Source organism: Streptomyces sp. NPDC058685, assembly GCF_042714725.1.
In the GTDB taxonomy this organism is placed as follows: Bacteria; Actinomycetota; Actinomycetes; order Streptomycetales; family Streptomycetaceae; genus Streptomyces.
Window position 1 is genome coordinate 23,210 of record NZ_JBHXSL010000020.1, and the last position, 23,546, is coordinate 46,755.

Below are 23,546 nucleotides of genomic sequence, written 5' to 3' on the forward strand. Positions count from 1 at the left end.
TTTCACGGGGGAGGAGGGTCATGGAGGAGAGGCGCGCCGGTGACCGGTGCCTGAGCGACGGCTGTCCGGGAGTCGCCGGCGGGCCGGCGGGGGAGGAACGGCAGCTCCAGCGCGGTGCGCAGCATCGGCCACATGGGTACGGCGAAGCCGATGCGGAGATCTTCGAAGAGGCCGGTACGGCCGTCCAGGAAGCGCAGCAGCCGTTCCGGTGGCGTACGGCGAAAGAGCGTGGAGAAGAAGTGCGCGCCCTCGACACGGCCGGTGTCGAGGGCCCGGAGCATCACCGCGTCCATCGCCATAGCCCTGCGGGACCAGGGCGCGGGCACGGCGTCCCCCCGTCCCTCGCGCAACGCGGCGGCGATGTCCTGTGTCTGCCGCCGTGAAGCCGAGAAGGTGTATCCGGTCGCCGGCCGGGTGGCGCCTCCGGCGGCTCCGATACGGAAGACACCTGCCCCGGCCCGTCGGGTAAAGCGGGCGTCGGTCATCGGGATCACCCCCTGTTCGGCGTCCCGGATCTCCAACTCGCCGAGCTTCAGCACGTCGGCCGTGTAGTGCCGCAGAGCCCGGTCGTACGACTCCCGCGACAGCGGGGCGCGTGAGAACCGCGTGTACTCCACCAGGGCGTCGCGGGGCCCGAGCGGCAGCACATAGCCGAACGCGAGCCCGTGGGGTGGCTGGGGCACACGGAAGTCCATCAGGTCGGCGACCTCGGGATCGAAGACCGGCCGCCGGGTCCGCACGAACCAGCCGCGGAAGTGCTGGAGCAGGGTGGTGCGCGCAGGCGGCAGCGAGGGGAGAGGCCGGGAGTCGAAGACGCTGCGGCCGCGCACGCGCGCGGGCAGTCCGTCGGTGGTGGTGCACCGGACCTCGGCGCCGTCCGCGGTGGCACGCACCTCGTGTGCGGTCGCCCGCAGGAGGCGGACGTGTTCCAGGTCGGAGAGCCGTGTGTGGACGAGACGTTCGAAGGCGCCGGAGCGGATCATCTTGTACCGCAGGGTGCCGAGATCGCCGCCGAACACGTGTCCGTCGGCTCCGTGGACGCGCAATCGGCGCCACGACGCGGTCACCGCGTCGTCGAACTCACCGGCCGTCTCCTCCCAGAAGCACCATGTGCGCTCGGCGGGGCGCAACGGGCCCTCGGGTGCCTCGACGAGGGCGACGGACAACCGGTCCGAGCCGCCGGAGGGCCTGCCCGCGTCGTCCGAGGTCGCGAGGGCGTGGGCCAGCGACAGGCCCGAGGCGCCACCACCGATGATCACGACGTCGGCGTCCGTCTCCCGCACGCTCAAGCCGGCTCCTTCGCTGACGTCTCTCTGCACGACTCCTGCACGACCACCCGGCGGTGCCGGCGACCGGGACCACTCCCGCACGACCGCCCGGCGGTGCCGGCCACCGGGACCATCAGAGCAACCGTGGCGCCGAAGTCCACGCGACACCCCGGATCCGGCTTTCACCGCATGAGAGGAATTCCCCTGGGGAGGTGCTCCCGGATGCACCCGTTCGGGTGGGGGCTTCTCCCCGGGCCGCGACCGGCGCAGTCGGCCGCAGAAGCAGGCGCCCGGGACGACGGTGCCGGAGCGGCTCCTGACAGCTGACCGGACCCGTGGCCGCGTATCAGGCTGTCGGCACCTTGATGACTCCGAGCGGAGCGGAGGTGGGCTGCTGGGAGCCGCCGGCCGGTTCGACGGTGATCGCCACAGCCGTCGCCCCGGCCACCGGTCCGTCGAGCAGCACCAGTTGCTGCTCCTCGGTGCCGCTGATCAGCCCGGCCGGCCTGGTGGCCCCCGTCCCGGCGAACCATGCCTCGTACACCTTGGTCGCGGGCAGCTCGGCCAGACCCGCCAGGATCAGAGCCGCGGCGTCCTTGCTGGGGGCGTACGCGACCGTTCCCGTGGACCCGTCCTTCCATTCCCGTGTCTGGAGCCGGACGTCGGGTGCGGCCAGCACATCGGCCACGCCCGCTTCCCGCTGCTCGGCCTGCCGGACCGAAGCCCGGGCCTCCTCGGCCTCCTGGTGCTGCCACAGGGCGATCCCGCCGCCCGCCACGGCGAGTGCCAGGCACGCCGCGAGAACGACCCGGGACACCTGCACGGTCCGCCTGACGCGCAACGCCGGCGGGAGCAGCCCCTCCTGACGGGTGTCCGCCACCCGCCGCATGACCCGGTCGCGCATCTCGGCCGGCGGGGTGACGGTCATGGCCGACCCGAGGCGTGCCGCCGTCGCCCTCAGTTCGGCGACTTCCTCCCGGCACGCCTCGCAGGCGGCCACATGGGCCTCGAAAGCCCTGCGCTCGTCGGGGGAAAGCGCATGCAGGACGTAGGCACCCGAAGCCATGTGCAGATCGGCGCCGGTCATCTCGACACCCCGAGGCAGTCCCTGAGGCGGATCAGACCGTCGCGCAGGCGGGTCTTGACGGTGCCCAGCGGGAGGGAGAGCGCTTCCGCCACTTCCTTGTGCGTCAGGCCCTGGTAGTAGGCGAGTGTCACGGCCTGCCGCTGCATGTCCGTGAGCAGACGTACGCACCGACGGACCTGCTGCCACTCCAGCTGTGTCTCGACGCGCTCGGTCACCTCGTCGAACGGCCGGGTCCGGTCCAGCAGCGCAGCCTTCTGTTCGCGCTCGTTCCTGGCCTCGGCGGACCGGATCCGGTCCACCGCCCGGTGATGAGCGAGTGTCATGATCCATGTCTTTGCGCTGCCCTCCTCGGGCCGGAAGCGTGCCGCCGTGGCCCACACCTCGACCAGTACGTCCTGGGCCACTTCCTCGGACTGCGCCGTGTCCCGGAGGATGCGGCGCACCAGCCCCAGGACAGGGCCGCTGGCCGCGTCGTACACGCCCGTGAAGGCGTCTTCGTCGCCCTGCGCGGTCCTGAGCAGCAGTTTGTCCAGGTCGTCCTCGCTGTGCGGAGGTCCGATCTCGGGTCCATGACTGACGGAAGGCACCAGGATCCCTCGCTGCCGGGTCAGGGGCCCTGCGCGCGCGTGACGGTGGTCGCGCCCGTGCGGAGCCACTCATCCATCTCAACATCGCTCGGCGTCCGCCGCATGTCACGCCCGGCCCGGTTCTGCGGTCCCGGGCCGGCATGGACCCCGAATGTCCCGGCACGTTTGCCTTTCGCGCCGACCGGGCCCGAAAAGTACATTGGTGCTGTCCTCGGCGGAGCCCGCCGGGGCGGACGCGGCCGGGGAGCAGGACATGAACAGTGTCGACGCGCTGGTGGACGCCTTCGGACGGGTCCAGGAGGCGGTGCACGCAGCGGTGGACGGTCTGTCCGCCGAGCAGCTCAACGCACGGATCGACCAGGACGCGAACTCCATCGCCTGGCTGGTGTGGCACCTGACACGGGTTCAGGACGATCATGTCGCCGACGCCGCCGACCTCGAACAGGTGTGGCACAAGGGTTGGGCGGACCGGTTCGAGCTGCCCTTCGGCCCGGGCGCGACGGGGTACGGCCACAGCAGCAAGCAGGTGGCGGCCGTCCGCGTGGACTCTCCCGACCTGCTGCTCGGCTATCACGACGCCGTCGTGGATCAGACGCTGCGTTACGTCGAGGGACTCGATGACGAGGCGCTCGACCGCGTGGTGGACGAGGCCTGGAGCCCGCCGGTCACGCTGGGGGTGCGCCTGGTCAGCGTCATCGCCGACGACCTCGAGCACGCCGGCCAGGCCGCTTTCGTGCGGGGCGTGGTCCTACGGCGGTGAGCCCGCATGCCCCGGCACCGGGTCTGTCCGTGGGCATGCCCGCCCTCGCCCCGGACACACGGTCGGGGACACCGGCGGCGACGCAGGGGCGTGGACCGTGTTCGCAGGGTTCGCAGGGTTCGCAGGGTTCGCAGGGTTCGCAGGGTTCGCACAGGGCGGACCGCGAGGGCGGGGGCGACCGACTGCGCGTGCGCCACGTCGGCGCCGGTCCGGCCGTCCTGATGCCGCACGGCCGTCCGCGGAGCACGCCCCATGGCACCGGATCGCGCCCCTGCTGACGGCGGCGGGCCATATGGTGGTCCGGCCCCGGACCTGCGGGGCTGCGGCGGGTCCTCGAAGCCCGTCACAGACGGGGACCGGCGTCACGATGAGGGGGACCGGCCCGCGGGCCGGCGCATCCGCTGTCCGCTCCAGGTGCTCCGGGCCACGGGTGACGACACGGTCGATCTGTACGGCGATGTGCTCTCCATGTGGCAGGACTGGGCGGGTGCCGGGCTGGAAGGCGCCCCCGATCACGTCCGGACATCACATCGACGAGGACGCGCCCAGCGCCCAGTGAACGCGTCGCCGCCCTGAGTGACTTCCGGGACGGCGGACGCCGGGAGCCCCGCGCCGGCGACAGACGGACGCTAGGGCACCGCGATCGGGGCAGGGTTCCGGCGCGGAACCCTGCCCCGATCGGGGCCCGGTGCCGCCCTCGTCAGTGCCGGCCGGAGCCTCCGGTCGTCTTGCGCCACCCGAAGGGACCCGGCAGGTTCATGGACGTCGTACGGCGTCCGGTGCTGCTGCGGGTGTGGCGCGGGCCGTTCTTGCCGCCCGTGGTGATCGACCAGGACTTGCGATTGATGTTCAACGTCACGCCCGGCAGGATCCTGAAACTCTTGCGGAAGGTGAGCGGCATGGTGCCTCCTCGGTTCGGAAGGCCGATTGCCTTGTGGCTGCGACCAGTTGGCCATCGTGTTGCCCGTGGACGGAATTCCATGTCCGCCGGATTTCTGCTCCTGCCGTGCGCGTCCGTGGCACGGCGGTCCGCGCGGCCACTACGCTCCGCGGCATGTCCTTGGAGTGGGAACAGCTTGTCGTGGACGCCGTCGACCCGGTCGCGCTCGGGAACTGGTGGGCCGGCGCGCTCGGTTGGGTCGTACTGAACGATGCCCACGACGAGTTCGAGATCCGCCCGGCGGCGGACCGTCTGCCCGGACTCATCTTCGAGCCCGTGCGGGAGCTGAAAGCGGGGAAGAACCGGCTGCATCTCGACTTCAGGCCGGACGACCAGGACGCCGAGGTCGCGCGCCTGCTGGCGCACGGGGCGCGCCGTGCCGACATCGGCCAGGGAGACGTGCCGTGGGTCGTCATGGCGGACCCGGAGGGCAACGAGTTCTGCGTCCTCGCCCCGCGTCGCACTCCATGACCGCGCGTTCCGGCAGGGGCCGGCGGCGTGATGGGCATCCCCGGGCAGCCCGGCCGTGGGGTGCGTCGTCGCCGTCCGGCGTTTTCCCCGCACGACTTACCCACGGAAACACCTTTCCCTGCTGATCCGCCTGCATCACTATGGGCTCTTGTTTCCTGCAGGTAACACCGGCGCGTTTCTCCGTGGCTGCGGACACGTCGGTGGTGCGTACTGAACGAGGAGTCAACAGGGTGCCAGAGCTCCACCAGGTCGGTCCCGACCCCGCCGACCACATGCAGGTCTACGCCGCCCTGTCGGACGCGGAACTGACCGACCGTATACGCGCCGGCGCCCCGCCCGCCTTTCCGGCCACCCAGGAGCTCAAGCGCCGCCACCTTCCCGCCGTGCTCTCCTACGCCCGGCTCTGCGGGCGCGACCAGGTCGCCGGCAACCAACTGGCCGTCCAGGCCTTCGACCTCGCGGCCCAGGAGGCGATCCGCGGCATCGAGCCGCGCGGGAACTGGCGCCACCACCTGCTGATGCTTGTTCAGCGAGTGGGCCTGACCTGGGCCGAGGGCAACCGCCGCGACCGGCTCGAACCGGACTTCGCGGCGTGGTCCGACGAGTCGGCCGACCGCGCCGAGTGGAGCCTGCCGGAGTCCCGGCGCCTCCCGTTCGAGATGTCGTCCGCCATGCTCGCCGGCTTCTACGGGCTCCCCGAGCTGACGCGGGGCATCCTCTGGTACGCCGTGGTCGACCGTGAAAGCGACGACACCACGGCGACCTACCTCGGCGTCCGGCCCGACGTCGTGTCCGAGCAGCGGACCAAGTCGCAGGACGCCATGCGCCAGGCCTACATCAGGGCCTACCTCGCACGGTCCGACGACAAGAGGTGCTCCGGCTTCCAGCGCATCATCGAGGCATCGGTGCGGCCGGGGGACCGGCGGCGCAGCGACGACCTGACGAACCACCTGGCCGAATGCACCGGCTGCACCCGGCTGATGGCGAACCTCGCCCGTATGACCGCCAACCCCCGCGGTGTGTTCGCCGAAGGGCTGCTCCAGTGGGGCGGGGCGGCCTACGCGGCCCGCCGCCCCGTGCGTGCCCTGCTCGACGCCGTACCCGCCCAGCCGGAGCGGTCGCCGGCCGTGAACCACCGATCGGCACCTGCCGTCTCGGAGCCCCGGCGGGGCGCGCGGCTGCGGACCCGGCCCGTGGTACTCGCCGCTGTGGCGGTGGCGGCCGCGGTGATCGCCGGCACCGTGCTGGCGACCACGTCCGGGGACACCTCAGGACCCGTGGCGAGCGACCGTCCGACGACGCAGCCGCCGCAGCCTGCCTGGCCCCCCGCGTCAGCGCCCTCGCCCGCACGGTCTCCGTCACCGAGCCCCACCCGCGAGGCGTCGAAGACCCCCGAGCCCCGGCCGACCCCCACCGCGTCCGCACCCGCCCCCGAGTCCCCGGCGCCCACGCCCTCCAAGGCAGTTCCGCCCCCACCTGCGCCGATCGTGCCGGGCGGCGGCTACACGCGCGTCGTCAACGCCGGTTCGGGGCTCTGCCTGGACATCGAGGACGGTGTGATGGAGAACCGGACCGATGTCATCACGGCCCGCTGCAACGGCGCCGAGACCCAGCAGTGGAGTCTGGAACCCGGCGGACTGCTGCGCAACAACGCCGACTCCGACTTCTGCCTGGACTCACGCGGCGACACCGACCGGGGCGTGGGCATCTGGTCCTGTTCGTCCGCCGACGGCAAGAACGGCAGGAACCTCCGGTTCACCGTCGACGCGTCCGGAGCCGTACGGCCGTACGTCGCCCTGGACTTCGCGCTCGAACCGTCGGGCGGGTCGGAGGGCAGTTCACTCGGCTTCGACCCGGCCGACGGGAACAGCGACCAGCGCTGGACCGCCGGTACCTGACGCCCTGTGCCGCCCGCCCGGACCCGCATCACGGCGGCGGCATCGGGTCGCGATCGGCCGACGGCCGTGACGGGAGTCGGTGGACCGGCCGCGTCAGGACGCCCCCTCGCTCGTTGAACGAGGTGGCGGACAGCATCCTCGGCGTGCGCACTCGGCATGCGCTGTTGCTGTCGGAGATGAGGCAGCATGACTGAACAGGCGTTGTCGGTGTTCGGCCGGATCAGGCAGCGGCTCGCCGGGTTCGTCCCGGGCCCGCGACGACCGCGTGGCCGGCTGGTGTTCACCGCCGACTTCTCGTCGACGGACCAGTGGGTCGCGGGCCGCTCCTGGGCCTATCCGAACGGCGGCCCCACCAACCCCGGCGACCACAAGCTCGATCACCTGGTGTCGGACCCCTCCTACTCCCGGCGCGGCGTGTTCCGCGCGACGCCGGGCCCCGACGGAACGTGGTACGCGGGACTGCTCACCACCGAAGGCAGCCGGGACGACTTCATGGTGCGTACGGGCGATGTGCTCGAAGCCCGGGTGCGCCTGCCCCGCGAGGTGGGTGCGTGGCCCGCGATCTGGACCTGGTGGGAGGGCGGCAACGAGATCGACGCCTTCGAGTACCACCCCGACAACCCCGATCTGCTGGAACTCTCCAACCACATGAGTGGTGCGGGTCATTACCACCGGGATCCCGGTATCCGACCCGGCGCATGGGTCGATCTCCGCGTCGAGCTCGGCGCCCGGTCCGTCGTCTGGTGGGTCAACGGGGTGCGGGCCTTCACCGACGACGCCGGCCTCGACCGCGACTGGCGCGCCCACCTCATCGTCAACCTCTCCGTCGCCGACGGCACCTACCACCCCGCGCCGGAACCCGGCCGGACGTCCCTGTCGTACGAGGTACGGCGGCTGCGCGTGTACCGCTCCTGAGTACCCCGGGGCCGGGCACCGGCCGATATGCGGGCCCGGCCAGGTCAGCCCGGCCCGCACCGAGCACCGACAGACCGACCGCGCCTGCGGTCTCAGATGTTCCGCAGGCTGCGGCGATAGGACGCGAGCGCCGTCAGGACGAAGATCAAGGGCAGGCCGACACCCATCACCGCCCAGGGGCTGAGCACCGATTCCAGCCCTTCCGGCAGGTCGGCGAAGAGGGGCACCAGCATGACGGCGATGAGCGGGAGAAATCCCAGCATGGTCCACGACATGCCGGACAGGAGCGCGGCCTGCCGGGCGTTGCGGCGGTCGATGAGCACGGCGGCCTGTGCGTCTGGTGCCCAGTCGTCCCCGCGCAGTTCGGTCCAGATGTCCGTCAGCAGCGTCATCTCCCGCTCCATGGACACGTGCTGGTCGTCGACGTAGGGCAGTTGGAGCTTCTTGCCGTCCCGTCCGTAGACGAACGTGATGTAGGTCGGAGCGGCGCTCTGCATGGCCGCGGCAGGATTCAGCTCCGCGCGGATGTCCTGGATGTCCTCCCAGGCCACCCTGCGGTGCCGGAAGAATCCCCGGACCCCGATGGCCTTGATGTCGGCTCTCGTGGCACAGCGCCGGGAGCCGTACACCAGCCAGCCGAACAGCGCCACGACGGTCAGCGAGACGACGGTCCTGATGCCCGTCGGGATCTCCTCGATCGTCAGCACGGGCAGCAGCGCCGCCGGTGTCGCGAGCAGGATCATGGTGATCAGCATGCGCAGACGTCCGGAGCTCATCCGGTATTCGAGCGGCAGTCTCTCGTAGCTCACGCCCTACCCCCGTAGTCGCCTTCGTGCCGCACCGGACTGGCGGTGTCGTGCCGCACCGGACTGGCAGTGTAGAGACGTACGGCCGGCGCAGCCAGAGCCTCAACGAGCAGGCGGGACAGGTGAGTTGGGAGTGACCGCCGATTCCCCAGCCGGCCGGACGGCCGGTCGCGGGGGCGGCTTCATCGCCCATCGGATGGTCCGGGTGAGAGCGTGCCCGGCGGGCCGGACGACGGCCGTTTCCATGGTGGGCAGACGGGGGAGTCCCAGCAGCTCGCGCGCATACGGGGGAAGGGTGGAGACCGCGTTGGCGGCCAGGACGGCGTACGGACCGCGGGCGACCCACGGCAGGGGCGGGTGCCGCAGGACGAACCGCGCGGCCTCGCGTGCCTCTTGGGTCGCACGCAGCTCCGGCCGGTACGCGGCCAGCCGTTCGGCGAGACCGGCACGGTCCAGCGGTGGGTCGGGGATGCCGAGTGCTCGGGCCACGCGTGCGGTGTCGGCCACGTAGGCGTCGCACCCCGGTCCGTCCAGAGGCCGTCGCCCGTACCGCTGATGGGCACGCAGGAAACTGTCGACCTCGGCGACATGCACCCAGGCGAGCAGATGCGGATCGGCGGCGTGGTACGGCTCGCCGGCGGCCGTCGTCCCCATGACGCGGCTGTGCACCGCCCGTACACGGTCGACAGCGCTCTGGGCGTCGTCGGCCGTGCCGTAGGTCGTCACCGCCAGGAAGGTGCTGGTGCGCTGGAGCCGGCCCCAGGGGTCGCCGCGGTAACCGGAGTGGGCCGCCACCGCGGCCATGGCCAGCGGATGCAGGGACTGGAGCAGCAGCGCCCTGAGCCCGCCGATGAACATGGACGCGTCCCCGTGAACGATCCGGATGGGCCGCTCGGGACCGAACCAGCGGGGTCCCGGTGCGCCGTGGATACGCGCACGGTTGTCCGGACCCGCGGGGCCTGCGACGCGGGTGAACAGGCTGCTGCCCAGGCGCTCGCGCAGGGCGGAGACCCGGGGCACGGGGATGTTCACATCTCAAGTATCCACCCGGACAGCCGGACGCCGCGGATCCGCGCGACCCGGGTGTATCCGCGGCCTGGAGCGCCGGGCCGCAGAAGGATGACATGACTGCAACCGCCCAGGGGTATGGCTGTTCTCGGCTCCCCCGAAGGAGCTGAGGCGGTCCGCGACCCGGTCCGCCTCGGGAATGGACACAGAAGGACACACACCAGCATGGCCAGTGGCACAGTGAAGTGGTTCAACTCCGAGAAGGGCTTCGGCTTCATCTCCCAGGAGGGCGGTGGACCGGACGTCTTCGCGCACTACTCCGAGATCCAGGGCAATGGCTACCGCGAACTGACCGAGGGGGAGCACGTCACCTTCGACATCGGTCAGGGCCAGAAGGGTCCGCAGGCGCAGAACATCGTCCGGGGCTGAACGGCGCCTCTCGCCGCGGGGCTGCATCCGTACGGTTCGCAGCCCCGCATCCCGCCGGCCCGCCGCCGCGACGGCCGAAGACTTGCGGGTGTCACAGAGGTCGCAAGGATGGGGGTGTGCAAGACCGCCGAGGCTGGGCAGCCGACGATAAGACCTGCCGGGCGGAGAAAGGACGGGCATCGTGGCACGATCGCGGATTCTTGTGGTGGGGGCCGGCTTCGCCGGCATCGACTGCGTACGCCGGCTGGAGCGCAAGCTCTCCCGGACGGATGTCGAGATCTCCCTGGTCACCCCGTTCTCCTACCAGCTCTACCTTCCGCTGCTGCCCCAGGTGGCCGCGGGTGTGCTGACGCCCCAGTCGGTCGCCGTCTCCCTGCGCCGCAGCGCCAAGCACCGCACGCAGATCATTCCCGGCGGCGCGATCGGTGTGGACACCAAGGCAAAGATCTGTGTGATCCGCAAGATCACGGACGAGATCGTGAACCAGCCGTACGACCACCTCGTGCTGGCTCCCGGCAGCATCACCCGGACGTTCGACATCCCCGGACTCGTGGAGCACGGACGCGGGATGAAGACGCTCGCCGAAGCCACCTACATCCGCGACCATGTGATCGCCCAGCTCGACCTCGCCGACGCCAGCCACGACGAGGCGGAGCGCGCCTCCCGCCTCCAGTTCGTCGTCGTGGGCGGCGGTTACGCCGGCACCGAGACGGCCGCGTGCCTCCAGCGGCTCACCCAGAACGCCGTGAAGCGGTATCCGCGCCTGAACCCCGAACAGATCAAGTGGCATCTGATCGACATCGCCCCCAAGCTGATGCCCGAACTCGGCGACAAACTGGGCCTCGCGGCGTTGGAGATCCTGCGCAGGCGCGGCATCGAGGTGTCCCTCGGGGTGTCGGTCGCCGACGTCGGTCCGGAGAAGGTGACGCTCACCGACGGACGCGTACTGCCCTGCCGCACGCTCATCTGGACGGCCGGCGTCGCCGCCAGCCCGCTCGTCGGCACTCTGGACGCGGAGACCGCCCGCGGACGGCTGGTGGTGCGCCCCGACATGACCGTCCCCGACGCCGACGGTGTCTTCGCGCTCGGCGACGCCGCCGCGGTGCCGGACCTCGCCAAGGGTGACGACGCGATCTGCCCGCCCACCGCCCAACACGCCCTGCGGCAGGGCCGCAAGGTCGCCGACAACGTCATCGCCCAGCTCCGGGGCCGGCCGCTGGAGCCGTACGCGCACAAGGACCTGGGCCTCGTCGTGGACCTCGGCGGCAAGGACGCCGTCTCCAAGCCGCTCGGCATCGAGCTGCGGGGACTGCCCGCGCAGCTCGTGGCGCGCGGCTATCACTGGTCGGCCCTGAGGACGCATGTCGCCAAGACCCGTGTGCTGACGAACTGGATGCTCAACGCCGTCGCCGGCGACGACTTCGTCCGTACGGGCTTCCTGATGCGCGGCCCGTCCACTCTGCGGGACTTCGAGCACACCGATGCCTATCTGACGCCCGAGCAGGTGCGGGAGCACACGGCCTCCCTGCGCGCGCGAGCCTGAGGCGACCGGTCGGCCGCGGGACCGGACCGCCGTCCCGCGGCGACCCGGCCCGTAGCCGTGCGCACGCCGTCAGGAGACCAACTGCCCGATGCCCAGCATGTTCCCCTCGCTGTCGCGGAACCACGCGCCCCGTTCGCCGCGGGCCCCCTTGCTCGGGTAGTTCCCCTCGATCTCGGCGATGGCCCCTCGGGTGCGCAGCCCGGGCAGATCGACCTCCTCGAACACCACGCCGCGCCGCTGCAGTTCGGCGACGACGGATTCGATGTCGTCGACCTCCCAGCCCATCTGGGTGAACGTCCCGGGCGACCCACCGGCGGAGAGGAACAGGGCGAAGTCCACGCCCCCGCACCGGTACAGCAGTCCGCCCGGCCGTTCGTCGACCGGCTCCAGGCCGAGCTTCTGCGCGTAGAACAGCCGCGCTCGCTCCAGGTCCTGGGCGGGGAGCCGGGTGGCCACGCGGGAGCGGCCCAGCATGCTCGTGTCGTCTGCGTTCATGTCTCCACTGTGCCCGCCGAGCAGGCCCGGCGCCGGGATGAGCGCCGGTTGGGCGGGTACCCGGTCGTCATGGATACGAGCAGGATGCATACGAGCAGGCAGGACGTTCCCGGAACCTGGGCGCTGATGACCGCGGTCGCTGTCGCGACGATCGTCACGGCGCTCCTGATCGTGATCATCTAGGACCCTCCCGGCCGTACCACCGTCCGCCCGCGGTGCCCGCTGTCTCCGCCGAGTCTCGATGGACCGGCAGTGGCGGACCGCGGCGGACGGGTCCGTCGGCCCGACGTGCCTCACCGGAAGACGCCAGAACTTCGGGCTCCCGGCCATGAGGAAAACTGTCGTGGCGGTGGTAGACATGCTCTTGGTCGAGGACTACAGTCTCCCCTGAGACCACAAAGTGAGTGAGGCGCGGCAGACAAGAACTGCCGCGCGGCAGGAGTGGCACGGCAGTGGAGTGATGGGGCCGGACGCAGGAGTGGGTCCCCTCGCTGGCTGCCGGACCAGGTGGCCCCAGGGGCCATGCAGTACCCCAGTACCGAAGAAGGATCAGAAAGAGGCAAGGAGGCAGACGCCATCAGGATCCCCCGGGCGGACTTCGAAGCGCCCGGGTACCGCAGGCCCCGGATTGGAAGGTGGTCCCCGGTCACGCATATGAGATCCCCGCACACCCGTCCCGAAGGACAGGTAAGCGGAAACAGAGAGCCGGTGCTGTAACAGACCGGCAGATGGTGTTGAAAACCCCTCGGGGCCTGGGTGCCACTCGGTACCCGGGCCCCTCGACGCGTTCCGATGGATGAGGTGTCAGTGACCGCAGAAAACATTCCCAGCCCGCACGATCGTCTCGACGACGATGACTATCCCGCGTACACCATGGGCCGAGCCGCCGAAATGATCGGGACGACTCCCGCCTTCCTCCGGGCCATCGGCGAAGCCCGTCTCATCACGCCGCTGCGCTCCGAGGGCGGCCACCGGCGGTACTCCCGCTACCAGTTGCGTATTGCCGCGCGGGCGCGCGAGCTCGTGGACCAGGGGACACCGGTCGAGGCCGCCTGCCGCATCATCATCCTCGAGGACCAGCTCGAAGAAGCCATGCGTATCAACGAGGAACTGCGCCGCCCCGCCGCCGGATCCCATCCGAAGGCCGACGCCTGACCGGTGGGCCCGCCGCGGCTTTGTTGTGCCGGGGAGCAGGCGCGCTTTCGCGTGCCTGACCCGGTCGGCCGTCCGCCGTCGAGGCAGGCCCGGGCCGGTCAGCCGTCCCGTCCGTGGTCACTGTCACCGGGACGGTTCCGGGGCCGCCGTGACCGGTGGCGATAGGCGAGTACGACCAGCACGATCACGCCGGCGAGCAGCAGAAACTTCACTTTTCTCGTCTCCCGGGTCGTGTCGCTGTCAGAACGGCATCTTGCCGCGCGCACGACGGCCGGCGGAGCCGCTCTTTCCGACAGCCCGCGAGCTGCTGTGGAACGGCTTGCTGAAGAGCCGGCCGAGCGGACCGGGAGCCTTGCTGCCCGCGCGTGCCCCCATGCCGAGCGAACGCTGCGTTCCGCGTTCGGGGTGCCGGGAGAGGCGCGGGAGGAAGAAGGCGAGTACGGCGAGTACGACACACAGGGCGATGACGCCGGCGATGACCATGAGGGATTCCTTTCGAAGGTGCGGTGTCTGCCGCGTGCCCGTCATGCATGCATCTACGCCCGTCGGCGCGTGTGGGGTACCTCGCCCTGGCCTGCGGACTTGTGTCCGCCTCCGCCGTACAGCCCTCGGCCCGGCGCCACCACCGGCCCCTGCGGATTCCGGTGGTCTGCGCGGTGTGGCCCCGGTTCGCCTCTGTGCCCGGCGGGTCCGGGCACAGAGGGTGCCGTCAGTTGTCCGAGTAGCTGAAGTCCCCGACAGTCCAGGCGCTGACGTCCTTGATGGCGATGCGGTACATGCCACCGGTTTCCGGGATTCCGAGCGTGCCCTGGAGGATCCGGGCGACGTGGAAGTGCAGATGCGTCGACGGCTGCCCCTCCTCGCGCCGGTGGGCGGCAACCTCGGTCTTCATGAAGATGCTGGAGAACGGTCCCAGCCGGTCCGAGTCCTTGAGGACCTCGGCGACCCGCTGCCTCCACACGGCTTCGGGGGCCAGGCGGCCGGTGATGACAGCGCCGTGCACGACCACGGTCAGGGACATCTGATTGGTTTGCTCCGACTCCACCATCGCGGCGACTTCGACGAGCAGATCATCAGGCTTCGACATGGGCAGCGATTCTACTGTGCGGGAGTGCCGAGAAGCGCTGAGGCGTTCTCGACCGGAGTCAGCGCGACCGCCGGCTCCTCGACGGGGACGGAGCGGCAGGTGAACCCCAGGCGGACCAGGGCCCGGGTCACTTCGGCGGCGGTGAAGTCGCGGCGGTCCTGCCGGGTGATGACTTCACCGACCTGCTTGACGGGGTAGTGCCGTCGGCCGATGATCACGGACTCTCCCGTGATGGGTTCGGGCTTGATGCCCTTCATCGCGTCCTGCACTTCGTTCTTGAACAGGTCGAACGGGAAACGGGCGATGACGCAGCGCATGATGCCTCACAGGTCGAGGGGAAGGCAGGGCCGGGTTGCGGTCCGCGGGATGGAGTACACGGTACGGGCGATGGCCGGTGGCCGGGTGCGACTGTGCACCGGCAGGCGCCGTGGAGACGGTGACTTCGGGGTGAAGCCGCGTCGACGGAGCCTGCCGGTACGGGTGGTTCACGAAGATGTCGTCGTGAACGGGAGCCGTGTCCCTCGGGACCGGCCCGCCGGGGATGACGGGACAGCCCTTACGCGGCCGCGCCCCGGCCCTGCCGCTGCGAACTGCCCGACGGCGTCCGGGATGTGCTGCCGGCACGGCGGGCCTGCGCGGGCCGGCTGCGCCTGCCGCGCGAGGAGGAGGACGCACCGCGCTTGGCGCGCTCCGCCACCGGTGCGGCGATGGTGACCGGAACACCCGACGGCGCCTGCGCGCCGGTGATACGGCTCAGTTCGGCCTCACCGGAGCGGACCTGCGCGGTCTGCGGGGTGATGCCGGCGTCCGCCATCAGCCGCACCATGTCGCGCCGTTGGTTGGGGAGAACCAGCGTGACGACACTGCCGGACTCACCCGCGCGAGCGGTGCGCCCACCGCGGTGGAGGTAGTCCTTGTGGTCACTCGGCGGGTCCACGTTGACGACCAGGTCGAGATTGTCGACATGGATGCCGCGCGCCGCCACGTTCGTGGCGACGAGCACCGTGACGTGCCCCTCCTTGAATTGGGCGAGGGTGCGCGTGCGCTGCGGCTGGGACTTGCCGCCGTGCAGGGCCGCCGCCCGTACACCGCTGTTCAGCAGATGCTTCGTGAGCCCGTCCACGGCGTGCTTGGTGTCCAGGAACATGATCACCCGGCCGTCGCGTGCGGCGATCTCGGTGGTCGTCGCGTACTTGTCGGTGACGTGGACGTGCAGCACGTGGTGCTCCATCGTCGTCACCGCGCCCGCCGAGGGGTCGACCGAGTGGACCACCGGGTCGTGCAGGTAGCGGCGCACCAGACGGTCCACATTGCGGTCCAGGGTGGCCGAGAACAGCATCCGCTGGCCCTCGGGGCGTACCTGGTCGAGCAGTGCGGTGACCTGGGGCATGAAGCCCATGTCGGCCATCTGGTCCGCCTCGTCGAGAACGGTGATGGCGACCCGCTCCAGTGAGCAGTCGCCCCGGTCGATCAGGTCCTTGAGGCGTCCGGGGGTCGCGACGACCACCTCGGCGCCGCCGCGCAGCGCGCCTGCCTGACGGCCGATCGACATACCGCCGACCACGGTCGCCAGTCGTAGCTTCAGCGACCGGGCGTAGGGGGTGAGTGCGTCGGTGACCTGCTGGGCCAGTTCACGCGTGGGGACGAGGACCAGGGCCAGCGGCCGGCGCGGCTCGGCGCGCTGACCGGCGGTACGCGCCAGCATGGCCAGGCCGAAGGCCAGCGTCTTACCGGAGCCGGTGCGCCCGCGGCCCAGGACGTCGCGCCCGGCAAGGGAGTTGGGCAGGGTGGCGGCCTGGATCGGGAACGGCACGGTCATGCCTTCCGCGGTCAGGGCGGCCAGCAGGGGAGCCGGCATGTCCAGGTCGGAGAAGGCCGCGGCCGGGGGCAGCGCCGGGGTGATGGTCACCGGGAGAGCGAACTCGCCCTGGAGCGCGGCCGGTCGACGTCCGTAGCCGCCGGAGCGGTTGGGGGCGCCGGAGCGGTTGGGAGCACCCGAGCGGCCGCCGGCCTGGGAGCGGTAGCCGCCCCTGGCGGAGCCGCCGCTGGTGCGGGAGTAGCGGTCGTTCGTGCGAGTCGTGCGGTTCATGAAGAACCTTCCTCGATGCGGTACGTATCGAGGAATTCCGGCAGCGGCATGCCGCACGGAGATTCGCAGGAACGGACCGGAAAAAGATGGAGCGAAACAGGGGGAATACGGCTGCCTCGTCTGTCTGCGGGAGGCGAGAATTCGCCTGAAGGCAGGGAAAGTACGGGCTGAACGGACCCGGTCGGGCCTTTTTGCCATCGAGAGGCGCGTTCAGCCGTTGCGGGCCGGGGGCCGGATCGGCCCCTCACGACACCCGCGTGCCGATGCTGCGAAAAGCAACGAGCTGGGGCCCGCACCCCAAGGTGCGGGCCCCAGCTGCGTCGTACGTGTCAGCGTCAGGCGGGAACGATGTTCTCGGCCTGGGGGCCCTTCTGGCCCTGCGTGACGTCGAAGTTCACCTTCTGGCCTTCCTGAAGCTCACGGAAGCCCTGGGTGGCGATGTTCGAGTAGTGGGCGAAGACGTCAGCGCCGCCACCGTCCTGCTCGATGAAGCCGAAACCCTTTTCCGCGTTGAACCACTTCACGGTGCCACTGGCCATGTCATATCTCCTTCGGGGCGTTGCCCAGAGGACCGCACTGTGCGGACCTCGAGTCGCCGTGATGATTGCCCCGTTCCGGAGGACCGGAAATGCAAAAGTGCTCTCGCCGGTTCAGAAAACCGGTGAGGGCACTTGAAGTCTTTGGGAACCACAACTGCAACTGAGATCAACATTAGCACGGTGGCGCCGATAGTGCTCGTGACGTTGCTTGTCGCCGGGAAATGGCGGCCAAAATTATTGCGGCCGTGGAGGCTAATTCTCCAGTTGCCGTAGGAGAAATATTTCCGGGGCCCTGGACAGGCGCCGGGCGCCGGCCGGCGCCGAGGGTGGGAACCCGCCCCTCGGACGCCCTGGCTGCCCGTCCCGCTGCGAAGACCACCCGAAGTGCCGAACATGCCCCGGTGGCAGCAGGGGACACGTCAGGGGTGAGTGACGAACGGAACGACGGCCCCGACGCGGCGCACCGCCGCCCGGCGGGTGTGCATGACAAGACGGTCGAGGCGCTGGGCGCCTTGTCGAAGGCTCTGGAGACCACGGAACGGGCGCGCGGGCATCTGTACGGATTCCACCAGCTGACCGGTTCGGCGGACCTCCAGCTCGACGACGCCGTCCGTCTCCTCCGCGAGGCCGGCCACGATCGCCTGGCCGACCTCGTCGAGCGGGAGATCCTCGGCCGCAATGTCATCCCCGGCCATTGGACCTTCCAGATCGTGGAGGCCTACAACGAGACGTACTACCGGCCGTTCCAGGACGTCGAACGTCAGGTTCGTGATCAGCTCGCCGAGGGCCGCGACCATCTGTACGAGGCCGAGATGAAGGAGGCGCGCCGGACCCGGCGGCATCCCGATCACACGGCGCTGCCGCCGGGTTCCTGACGGGCGCCGGGGAGCCGGGCCGGCAGGGCGCCACCACGGTCGCCGAGGGGAAGGCCGGACGGGCGCCGGAAGGGCAGCAGGCGCGGAGAGGGCCGGCCCCGTGACGGCGCAGGGGGCCGGCCCCGTCGCGGCGCCCGGCGGCCTGCCCCGTCGCGGCGCGGGATACCCGGCCCCGGCGGGGCTCAGCCCCGGACGAGACGGCGTACGTTCTCGATGTCTCCGCAGTCGGACGCCAGCTGGTCGGCCCTGGCCTTCAGGAATGCCTTGCCGAGCTCGGCGCGGCGCTCGTCGGCCACGTTCTCCCGGGCGTCGTTCAGCAGCGTGCGCTCCTCCTCGTCGAGGTGGTGCGCGACGGCCTCGGACAGCTCCTCCAGCTTCTCGTCCCACTCCTCGCCGCCGGTGTCCTCGACCTCCAGCAGGTGCAGCAGCGCCTCATGGCCCTCGTCGTGCTCCTCCGAGCCGTGCTCGACCTCGTCGTTGTCGATGTCCTTGTACCGCTTCAGTGCCGGGTAGACCTCGGACTCCTCCGCCTCGGCGTGCGCGACGAGGAGTGCGGAGAACTGCCGCAGCGCCTTCGCGCGGTCCTCGTCGACGCTGCGCATCCGACGGAAGAGATCCTCCATGCTCCGGTGGTCCTCGAGGATCAGTTCCACCACGTCGTCGGAAGCCATCTGCGACCACTCCTCTCCTGCGCGCCGTCGGCCCGGACTCGTGGCCGGGCCCGGCGCAACCTTCGATGTGCCGAGCGTGTTCCCCGCGACGGGGCACCCACTCCGGGTGATCGGACCGGCCATCCGTTCGCCCTGCGGTACGGCAGGGATGCCGGGCGGCTGCGGGGCCGGCTCCTCGGTCTCGTGGTATCGCGCCCGTGCTTCCAGGACCGGTGCCTGCCGGTGATCCACAGCCGTGTCCCGGCCTGTTCCCGCAGCCGCGACGAGCACGCGCACGGCCCCTGCGTGATCATGACGGGCGTGGAACCATGGGCAGCATGACCACCGCGGAGAGCCTGGGCAACCGTGCCGTCATCGTGATCGACATGATCAACACCTACGATCACCGCGATGCGGATCTGCTCATCCCGTCCGCCGAGCAGGCGGTGCCCGCGGTGGTGCGACTGATCGAACGCGCCCGGGAGCACAAGGTCCCGGTCATCTACGTCAACGACAACTTCGGGCAGTGGCGCTCCCACCACGGCGAACTCCTCGAGGCGGCTCTGTCGGGCCCCCACGCGGACCTGGTCGAACCGCTGAAGCCCGATGACGAGTCGCTGTTCGTCGTCAAAGCACGTCACTCGATCTTCTTCGAGACTCCGCTGTTCTACCTTCTGGGCCAGCTCGGCGTCGACCACATCGCCCTGTGCGGTCAGGTCACCGAGCAGTGCGTGCTGTACTCCGCCCTGGACGCCCACATCCGGCATCTGCGGGTGACGGTGCCGGAGGACGCGGTCGCGCACATCCATGCCGATCTGGCCGAAGCGGCGCTGCGGATGATGGACCGCAACATGAACGTGGAGATCCGCGGTACGGACAGCATCGAGTTCTGACGGGAGCGCGGGCGCCTCAGCTCACGACGAGCGACTCGCCCTCCGGGCAGGCGCCGGGGAGTTGGCGGCGGGCGGCGATGAGCGCGGCCGTCACATCGCGGGTGCCCGTGGACACGCACAGGGTGTAGGCGATGTCGTCCATCCGCTGGCGGACCCGGGCGCTGCCGGTCTCGGCGTGCAGCGTCCTCAGCGTCTCGTACCGGTCGATCAGGTTCTTCAGAACCGCAGGGTGAGCCATCAGCACGGCAGGTCTCCTTGTCCGCCACAAACGCCCAATTGCCCCTGATAGTGGACCGGCTGCCCGATACCTGCATCTCCATGCCCCATGCACCTATGGAGGGTGCGGCGGTCCGGGTGCCTTCCCGTCGCCCCGGTGGCCCGCAACGTCAGGGCGAGCCGGGTACGAGCGGCACCCGGACCTTGATCCTCTTGCCGAAAGGTTCCCGCTGTACCTGGAAGCCCTCGGACAGTGCCATGACGATCTCCAGGCCGTGCTGCCCGACGCGGGTGGGCTCGGGGCCGCGGACGAGCGGCAGCGCGGGACTGGAGTCCGACACGGTGATCTCCAGTGTCCGGCCGGCGACCTCCAGGCTCAGCGAGGACGGGCCGGGGGCGTACTTGCAGGCGTTGGTGATCAGCTCGCTGACGACCAGCTGGACGGCGCCGACGGCGTCACGCGCGACGGCGATGCCGTGCCGGACCTGGAGCCGGGTCAGGAAGTGAGCGGCGAAGTGCCGTGCCGCTGCGATGGAGCCCGGTGCGCCGTCGTACGCGGCGCCGGCCCAGGCGGCGGGTTTGCGGGCGACGGCGTCCGTCGCACTGCCATCGGCCCCCGTATCCATCATTCACGGCCCCTGTGTCCCACACCATGTCCCACAACATTCACGCCACACACGACTGTGGCGGCCTCTACCCGCCTTCCACTCTCGCACTCCCCGCACGCCCGTGAGATCTGGTTGCGCAATCCCGTGGGCCCATCGGTCCGCGTGGCGCCGCAGCGCCCTCAGGTCGTGGTGGCCTCGTCCACCGACGGCCGGAGATCGAGGACCCCGTCGGCGCCGGTCAGGTCGAGAAGGCGCTCGAGTTGCGCGCCCGGCGCCGCGATGCGCAGGTCGGTGGCCTGGTGGATGCGCAGGAGCAGGTTGAGGAACGTGGAGTCGGCGAAGGTGATGCCGGAGGCGTCCAGCACGACCGTGGCGTGCGTTTCGGCTGCCTGGGTGAGGGCTTCGGTGAGCGGCGGGAGGTTGTTGAGATCGACCTCGCCCCGGGCGACGACGACCCAGACGTCGCCGACGGCGTACTGCGTGTCGAGGGGTCCCGTGGAGGCCCATCTGTTGCCGGACGGCAACTCTTCGCGTGTCATGGCGCCCATCGAAGCGAATATGCCAGTCGATCCGCAAGGACATGCGGGGACGAGATCACCGAATGACAGAACACGGCGGAATGAAGTCCGTTCCGGCCGGCCCCGGTCTGCTACCCATCGCCGGTTGAGTACGCGTACTCATCAAGGGCACCTCGTTCACGGACAGACTGACCGGACCGACGAGAGAGGCTCTTGAGAATGCTGAAGCACCGACGACTCCGGTACTCCTCCCTTGCCGTGGCGGGGGTGGCCGCGGCCTTCCTGGTCACCGGCTGCTCGATGGAGGACGCCATCTGCGGCAACGGCGAGTACCCGGTCAAGGCCGTCGGGGGCACCACCGGCAGCGCCTGTGTCCCCGACGACGAGGAACCGCCCAAGGGATACGTCCGCTACCCGAAGGGCAAGGTTCCCGAGCACGTCGACGACAAGTGGGACAAGTACTGGAGCACGGTCGTCGTCGACGAGAACGGGAACGTCGTCAAGGACTGACGGCGCGTCGGCCGTTCAGCCCACCGGCTGCGCCTCCGCGGTGCCCGGGCGGTCGAACTGCGTCCGGTACAGCTGCTCGTAGCGGCCGCCCTCGGCCAGCAGTTCGCTGTGGGTGCCGCGTTCGACGACCCTGCCGTCCTCGACGACGAGGATCAGATCGGCCGCCCGAACGGTGGAGAGCCGGTGGGCGATCACGACGGCGGTGCGCCCCTCCAGCGCCTCCCCCAGCGCTTCTTGGACGGCCGCTTCCGAGGTGGAGTCGAGGTGCGCCGTCGCCTCGTCGAGGATGACGACCCGCTGACGGGCCAGCAGGAGCCGGGCGATCGTGAGCCGTTGACGTTCTCCGCCGGAGAGGCGGTAACCGCGCTCGCCCACGACGGTGTCCAGACCGTCGGGCAGTGAGGCCACGAGTCCGTCGAGACGCGAACGCCGCAGTGCGTCCCAGATGTCGTCCTCGGTGGCGTCCGGCCGCGCGAGCAGCAGATTGGCCCGCACGGACTCGTGGAAGAGGTGGCCGTCCTGGGTGACCATGCCGATCGTGTCGCGGATCGAGTCCGCGGTCAGATCGCGCACGTCGATGCCGTTCAGCCGTACGGAGCCCTCGTCCGCGTCGTAGAGCCTCGGCAGGAGCTGAGCGATCGTCGACTTGCCCGCGCCGGACGAGCCCACCAGGGCGACCATCCGTCCGGGTTCGGCGCGGAACGAGATGTCGTGCAGCACCTCCGTGCCACCGCGGGAGTCGAGCGTGGCCACCTCTTCGAGCGAGGCGAGAGAGACCTTGTCGGCGGAGGGGTAGCCGAAGCGCACGCCGTCGAACTCCACCGACACGGGCCCGTCCGGCACACGGCGGGCGTCCGGCTTCTCGGCGATCAGCGGCCTCAGATCGAGAACCTCGAAGACCCGCTCGAAGCTGACGAGAGCGCTCATCACCTCCACCCGGGCGCCGGCGAGTGCGGTCAGCGGGGCGTAGAGGCGGGTGAGGAGCAGGGCGAGAGCCACCACGGCGCCCGGCTCCAGGCTGCCGCGGAGCGCGTAGTACCCGCCGAGCCCGTAGACCAGGGCGAGCGCCAGTGCAGACACCAGGGTGAGCGCGGTGATGAAGACGGACTGTGCCATGGCGGTACGGATGCCGATGTCCCGCACCCGGCGAGCGCGGGCGGCGAACTCGGCCGACTCGTCGGCGGGCCGTCCGAACAGCTTGACCAGCGTCGCTCCCGGTGCGGAGAAGCGCTCGGTCATCTGGGTCCCCATGGCGGCGTTGTGCTGCGCGGCCTCACGCTGGAGCCGGGCCATCCTGGCTCCCATACGGCGGGCGGGGACGACGAACACCGGCAGCAGAACGAGCGCGAGCAGGGTGATCTGCCAGGAGATGCTCACCATCACGGCGAGGGTGAGCAGCAGGGTCACGAGGTTGGAGACCACACCCGAAAGAGTGTTGCTGAACGCCCGCTGCGCCCCGATGACGTCGTTGTTGAGCCTGCTGACGAGTGCGCCGGTACGGGTCCGGGTGAAGAACGCGACCGGCATCCGCTGCACGTGGTCGAAGACCGCCGTCCGCAAATCGAGGATCAGGCCCTCGCCGAGGGTCGCCGACAGGCGGCGGGTGAGCAGACCGAGGCCGGCCTCCGCGACGGCGATGACGGCGATGAGCAGTGCGAGGCGGGTCACCGTGCCCGAGTCATGGCCCTTGACGATCGCGTCCACGACCCGTCCGGCGAGTACCGGCGTGGCGACGGCGAGCAGGGCGGTGATCACGCTCAGCAGCAGAAACCGGTAGAGCTCGCCGCGGTGGGGCCGGGCGAATGCCGCGATGCGGCGCAGGGTGGCCCGGGAGAAGGGCCTCCTGTCCTCCTGGGCGTTCATCGCGCTGTGCAGCGATGTCCACGCGGTGACTTCCATGTCCATGGGTGGTGCCTCCGGAGAGTGTGGGCCGGCGCTAGGATCCCGTCGGCCGGCATGGCGCGGGGCGCACGGACAAAGCTAGGACCTCAACCAAACTTGAGGTCAACTGCTGAGAGCGGTTCGGGTTCCCGTGATGGGGGATCGGTGGCGAGCGCCGGTTCGACGGCGGCTGCCGTACGGCGTGCGGTGGACATCTCATGGTGCGCTCCGGCCCGGCTGCCGCCGACCGCGTCGGGTGCCCGGGGGAGGGCTACAGTCGTGAAGAGGGCGACCGCGATCTCCCCCATGACGAGTCAC

Annotated in this window: 27 protein-coding genes; 10 read left to right on the top strand and 17 right to left on the bottom strand. The window is 70.4% G+C overall.

The genetic code is table 11. The features are described from left to right. Positions 1–2: 2 nt before the first annotated feature. The 3 genes from ACFWU3_RS18345 to sigK form a co-directional block, all read right to left on the bottom strand. Positions 3–1,289 (bottom strand): lycopene cyclase family protein, encoded by a 1,287-nt coding sequence (locus tag ACFWU3_RS18345; RefSeq protein ID WP_384438145.1) that lies wholly within the window; start codon positions 1,287–1,289, stop codon positions 3–5. 325 nt (positions 1,290–1,614) lie between these two features. Continuing rightward, positions 1,615–2,355 (bottom strand): anti-sigma factor domain-containing protein, encoded by a 741-nt coding sequence (locus ACFWU3_RS18350; protein WP_384438147.1) that lies wholly within the window; start codon positions 2,353–2,355, stop codon positions 1,615–1,617. Next, the gene (gene sigK, locus ACFWU3_RS18355; RefSeq protein ID WP_384438350.1) at positions 2,352–2,915 is read right to left on the bottom strand and encodes an ECF RNA polymerase sigma factor SigK; all 564 of its coding nucleotides are present in this window, start codon (positions 2,913–2,915) and stop codon (positions 2,352–2,354) included. Before sigK ends, ACFWU3_RS18350 begins: the two co-directional genes overlap by 4 nt. Positions 2,916–3,195: 280 nt before the next feature. On the opposite strand from sigK, the gene ACFWU3_RS18360 reads away from it, so the two are divergent. Continuing rightward, the gene (locus ACFWU3_RS18360; RefSeq protein ID WP_384438150.1) at positions 3,196–3,702 is read left to right on the top strand and encodes a DUF664 domain-containing protein; all 507 of its coding nucleotides are present in this window, start codon (positions 3,196–3,198) and stop codon (positions 3,700–3,702) included. Between the two features lie 700 nt (positions 3,703–4,402). Here ACFWU3_RS18360 and ACFWU3_RS18365 read toward each other — a convergent pair. Next, positions 4,403–4,603, bottom strand: a complete 201-nt coding sequence (locus ACFWU3_RS18365; RefSeq protein ID WP_313948202.1) for a DUF4236 domain-containing protein — start codon at positions 4,601–4,603, stop codon at positions 4,403–4,405. Positions 4,604–4,756: 153 nt separating this feature from the next. Between ACFWU3_RS18365 and ACFWU3_RS18370 the strand changes: the two genes are divergently transcribed. From ACFWU3_RS18370 to ACFWU3_RS18380, 3 genes are all read left to right on the top strand, one after another. Continuing rightward, complete coding sequence (locus ACFWU3_RS18370) at positions 4,757–5,113, top strand: VOC family protein (protein ID WP_384438153.1); 357 nt, start codon at positions 4,757–4,759, stop codon at positions 5,111–5,113. Between the two features lie 230 nt (positions 5,114–5,343). Next, entirely contained in the window at positions 5,344–7,011 is a 1,668-nt protein-coding gene (locus ACFWU3_RS18375) for a ricin-type beta-trefoil lectin domain protein (RefSeq protein ID WP_384438156.1), read from the top strand. 186 nt (positions 7,012–7,197) lie between these two features. After that, complete coding sequence (locus ACFWU3_RS18380) at positions 7,198–7,926, top strand: beta-glucanase (protein WP_384438158.1); 729 nt, start codon at positions 7,198–7,200, stop codon at positions 7,924–7,926. Positions 7,927–8,018: 92 nt separating this feature from the next. On the opposite strand, the gene ACFWU3_RS18385 is transcribed toward ACFWU3_RS18380, so the two are convergent. Continuing rightward, positions 8,019–8,735, bottom strand: coding sequence for a PH domain-containing protein (locus ACFWU3_RS18385; RefSeq protein ID WP_384438161.1), 717 nt, complete (start codon positions 8,733–8,735; stop codon positions 8,019–8,021). Between the two features lie 99 nt (positions 8,736–8,834). After that, complete coding sequence (locus ACFWU3_RS18390; RefSeq protein ID WP_384438164.1) at positions 8,835–9,764, bottom strand: oxygenase MpaB family protein; 930 nt, start codon at positions 9,762–9,764, stop codon at positions 8,835–8,837. A 201-nt stretch (positions 9,765–9,965) separates the two neighbouring features. On the opposite strand from ACFWU3_RS18390, the gene ACFWU3_RS18395 reads away from it, so the two are divergent. After that, positions 9,966–10,169, top strand: coding sequence for a cold-shock protein (locus ACFWU3_RS18395; protein WP_313948208.1), 204 nt, complete (start codon positions 9,966–9,968; stop codon positions 10,167–10,169). Between the two features lie 181 nt (positions 10,170–10,350). Further along, positions 10,351–11,712, top strand: a complete 1,362-nt coding sequence (locus ACFWU3_RS18400) for an NAD(P)/FAD-dependent oxidoreductase (RefSeq protein WP_384438167.1) — start codon at positions 10,351–10,353, stop codon at positions 11,710–11,712. Positions 11,713–11,781: 69 nt separating this feature from the next. Here ACFWU3_RS18400 and ACFWU3_RS18405 read toward each other — a convergent pair whose 3' ends face one another. Next, positions 11,782–12,207, bottom strand: a complete 426-nt coding sequence (locus ACFWU3_RS18405) for a VOC family protein (protein WP_384438170.1) — start codon at positions 12,205–12,207, stop codon at positions 11,782–11,784. Positions 12,208–12,999: 792 nt separating this feature from the next. Between ACFWU3_RS18405 and ACFWU3_RS18410 the strand changes: the two genes are divergently transcribed. After that, the gene (locus ACFWU3_RS18410) at positions 13,000–13,362 is read left to right on the top strand and encodes a MerR family transcriptional regulator (protein WP_352208060.1); all 363 of its coding nucleotides are present in this window, start codon (positions 13,000–13,002) and stop codon (positions 13,360–13,362) included. A 240-nt stretch (positions 13,363–13,602) separates the two neighbouring features. Here the strand turns inward: ACFWU3_RS18410 and ACFWU3_RS18415 are convergent, their stop codons facing one another. The 5 genes from ACFWU3_RS18415 to ACFWU3_RS18435 form a co-directional block, all read right to left on the bottom strand. Continuing rightward, a complete protein-coding gene (locus ACFWU3_RS18415; protein WP_384438174.1) occupies positions 13,603–13,845 on the bottom strand; it encodes a DUF6411 family protein in 243 nt (80 codons plus the stop codon). Positions 13,846–14,071: 226 nt separating this feature from the next. Further along, a complete protein-coding gene (locus ACFWU3_RS18420; RefSeq protein WP_384438177.1) occupies positions 14,072–14,449 on the bottom strand; it encodes a hypothetical protein in 378 nt (125 codons plus the stop codon). 11 nt (positions 14,450–14,460) lie between these two features. Continuing rightward, complete coding sequence (locus ACFWU3_RS18425; RefSeq protein ID WP_384438180.1) at positions 14,461–14,766, bottom strand: SCO5918 family protein; 306 nt, start codon at positions 14,764–14,766, stop codon at positions 14,461–14,463. 239 nt (positions 14,767–15,005) lie between these two features. After that, entirely contained in the window at positions 15,006–16,538 is a 1,533-nt protein-coding gene (locus tag ACFWU3_RS18430) for a DEAD/DEAH box helicase (protein ID WP_384438183.1), read from the bottom strand. A gap of 335 nt (positions 16,539–16,873) precedes the next feature. Then, a complete protein-coding gene (locus ACFWU3_RS18435) occupies positions 16,874–17,077 on the bottom strand; it encodes a cold-shock protein (RefSeq protein WP_030228921.1) in 204 nt (67 codons plus the stop codon). Positions 17,078–17,502: 425 nt separating this feature from the next. Between ACFWU3_RS18435 and ACFWU3_RS18440 the strand changes: the two genes are divergently transcribed. After that, positions 17,503–17,952 (top strand): hypothetical protein, encoded by a 450-nt coding sequence (locus ACFWU3_RS18440; protein ID WP_384438186.1) that lies wholly within the window; start codon positions 17,503–17,505, stop codon positions 17,950–17,952. Between the two features lie 182 nt (positions 17,953–18,134). On the opposite strand, the gene ACFWU3_RS18445 is transcribed toward ACFWU3_RS18440, so the two are convergent. Beyond that, a complete protein-coding gene (locus ACFWU3_RS18445) occupies positions 18,135–18,623 on the bottom strand; it encodes a hemerythrin domain-containing protein (RefSeq protein ID WP_384438189.1) in 489 nt (162 codons plus the stop codon). Between the two features lie 317 nt (positions 18,624–18,940). Here ACFWU3_RS18445 and ACFWU3_RS18450 point away from each other — a divergent pair, with 317 nt between their 5' ends. Then, the gene (locus tag ACFWU3_RS18450) at positions 18,941–19,495 is read left to right on the top strand and encodes a cysteine hydrolase family protein (protein ID WP_384438192.1); all 555 of its coding nucleotides are present in this window, start codon (positions 18,941–18,943) and stop codon (positions 19,493–19,495) included. Between the two features lie 16 nt (positions 19,496–19,511). Here the strand turns inward: ACFWU3_RS18450 and ACFWU3_RS18455 are convergent, their stop codons facing one another. The 3 genes from ACFWU3_RS18455 to ACFWU3_RS18465 all read right to left on the bottom strand — a co-directional run bounded on the left by ACFWU3_RS18455 (position 19,512) and on the right by ACFWU3_RS18465 (position 20,858). Continuing rightward, complete coding sequence (locus ACFWU3_RS18455) at positions 19,512–19,739, bottom strand: DUF5133 domain-containing protein (RefSeq protein ID WP_313948219.1); 228 nt, start codon at positions 19,737–19,739, stop codon at positions 19,512–19,514. A gap of 142 nt (positions 19,740–19,881) precedes the next feature. Further along, complete coding sequence (locus tag ACFWU3_RS18460; protein ID WP_384438353.1) at positions 19,882–20,337, bottom strand: ATP-binding protein; 456 nt, start codon at positions 20,335–20,337, stop codon at positions 19,882–19,884. A gap of 161 nt (positions 20,338–20,498) precedes the next feature. Next, the gene (locus tag ACFWU3_RS18465) at positions 20,499–20,858 is read right to left on the bottom strand and encodes an STAS domain-containing protein (RefSeq protein WP_384438195.1); all 360 of its coding nucleotides are present in this window, start codon (positions 20,856–20,858) and stop codon (positions 20,499–20,501) included. A gap of 198 nt (positions 20,859–21,056) precedes the next feature. Here ACFWU3_RS18465 and ACFWU3_RS18470 point away from each other — a divergent pair, with 198 nt between their 5' ends. Further along, the gene (locus tag ACFWU3_RS18470) at positions 21,057–21,347 is read left to right on the top strand and encodes an SCO0607 family lipoprotein (protein ID WP_384438198.1); all 291 of its coding nucleotides are present in this window, start codon (positions 21,057–21,059) and stop codon (positions 21,345–21,347) included. Positions 21,348–21,362: 15 nt separating this feature from the next. Here ACFWU3_RS18470 and ACFWU3_RS18475 read toward each other — a convergent pair whose 3' ends face one another. Continuing rightward, entirely contained in the window at positions 21,363–23,252 is a 1,890-nt protein-coding gene (locus tag ACFWU3_RS18475; protein WP_384438201.1) for an ABC transporter ATP-binding protein, read from the bottom strand. Between the last annotated feature and the right edge of the window lie 294 nt (positions 23,253–23,546).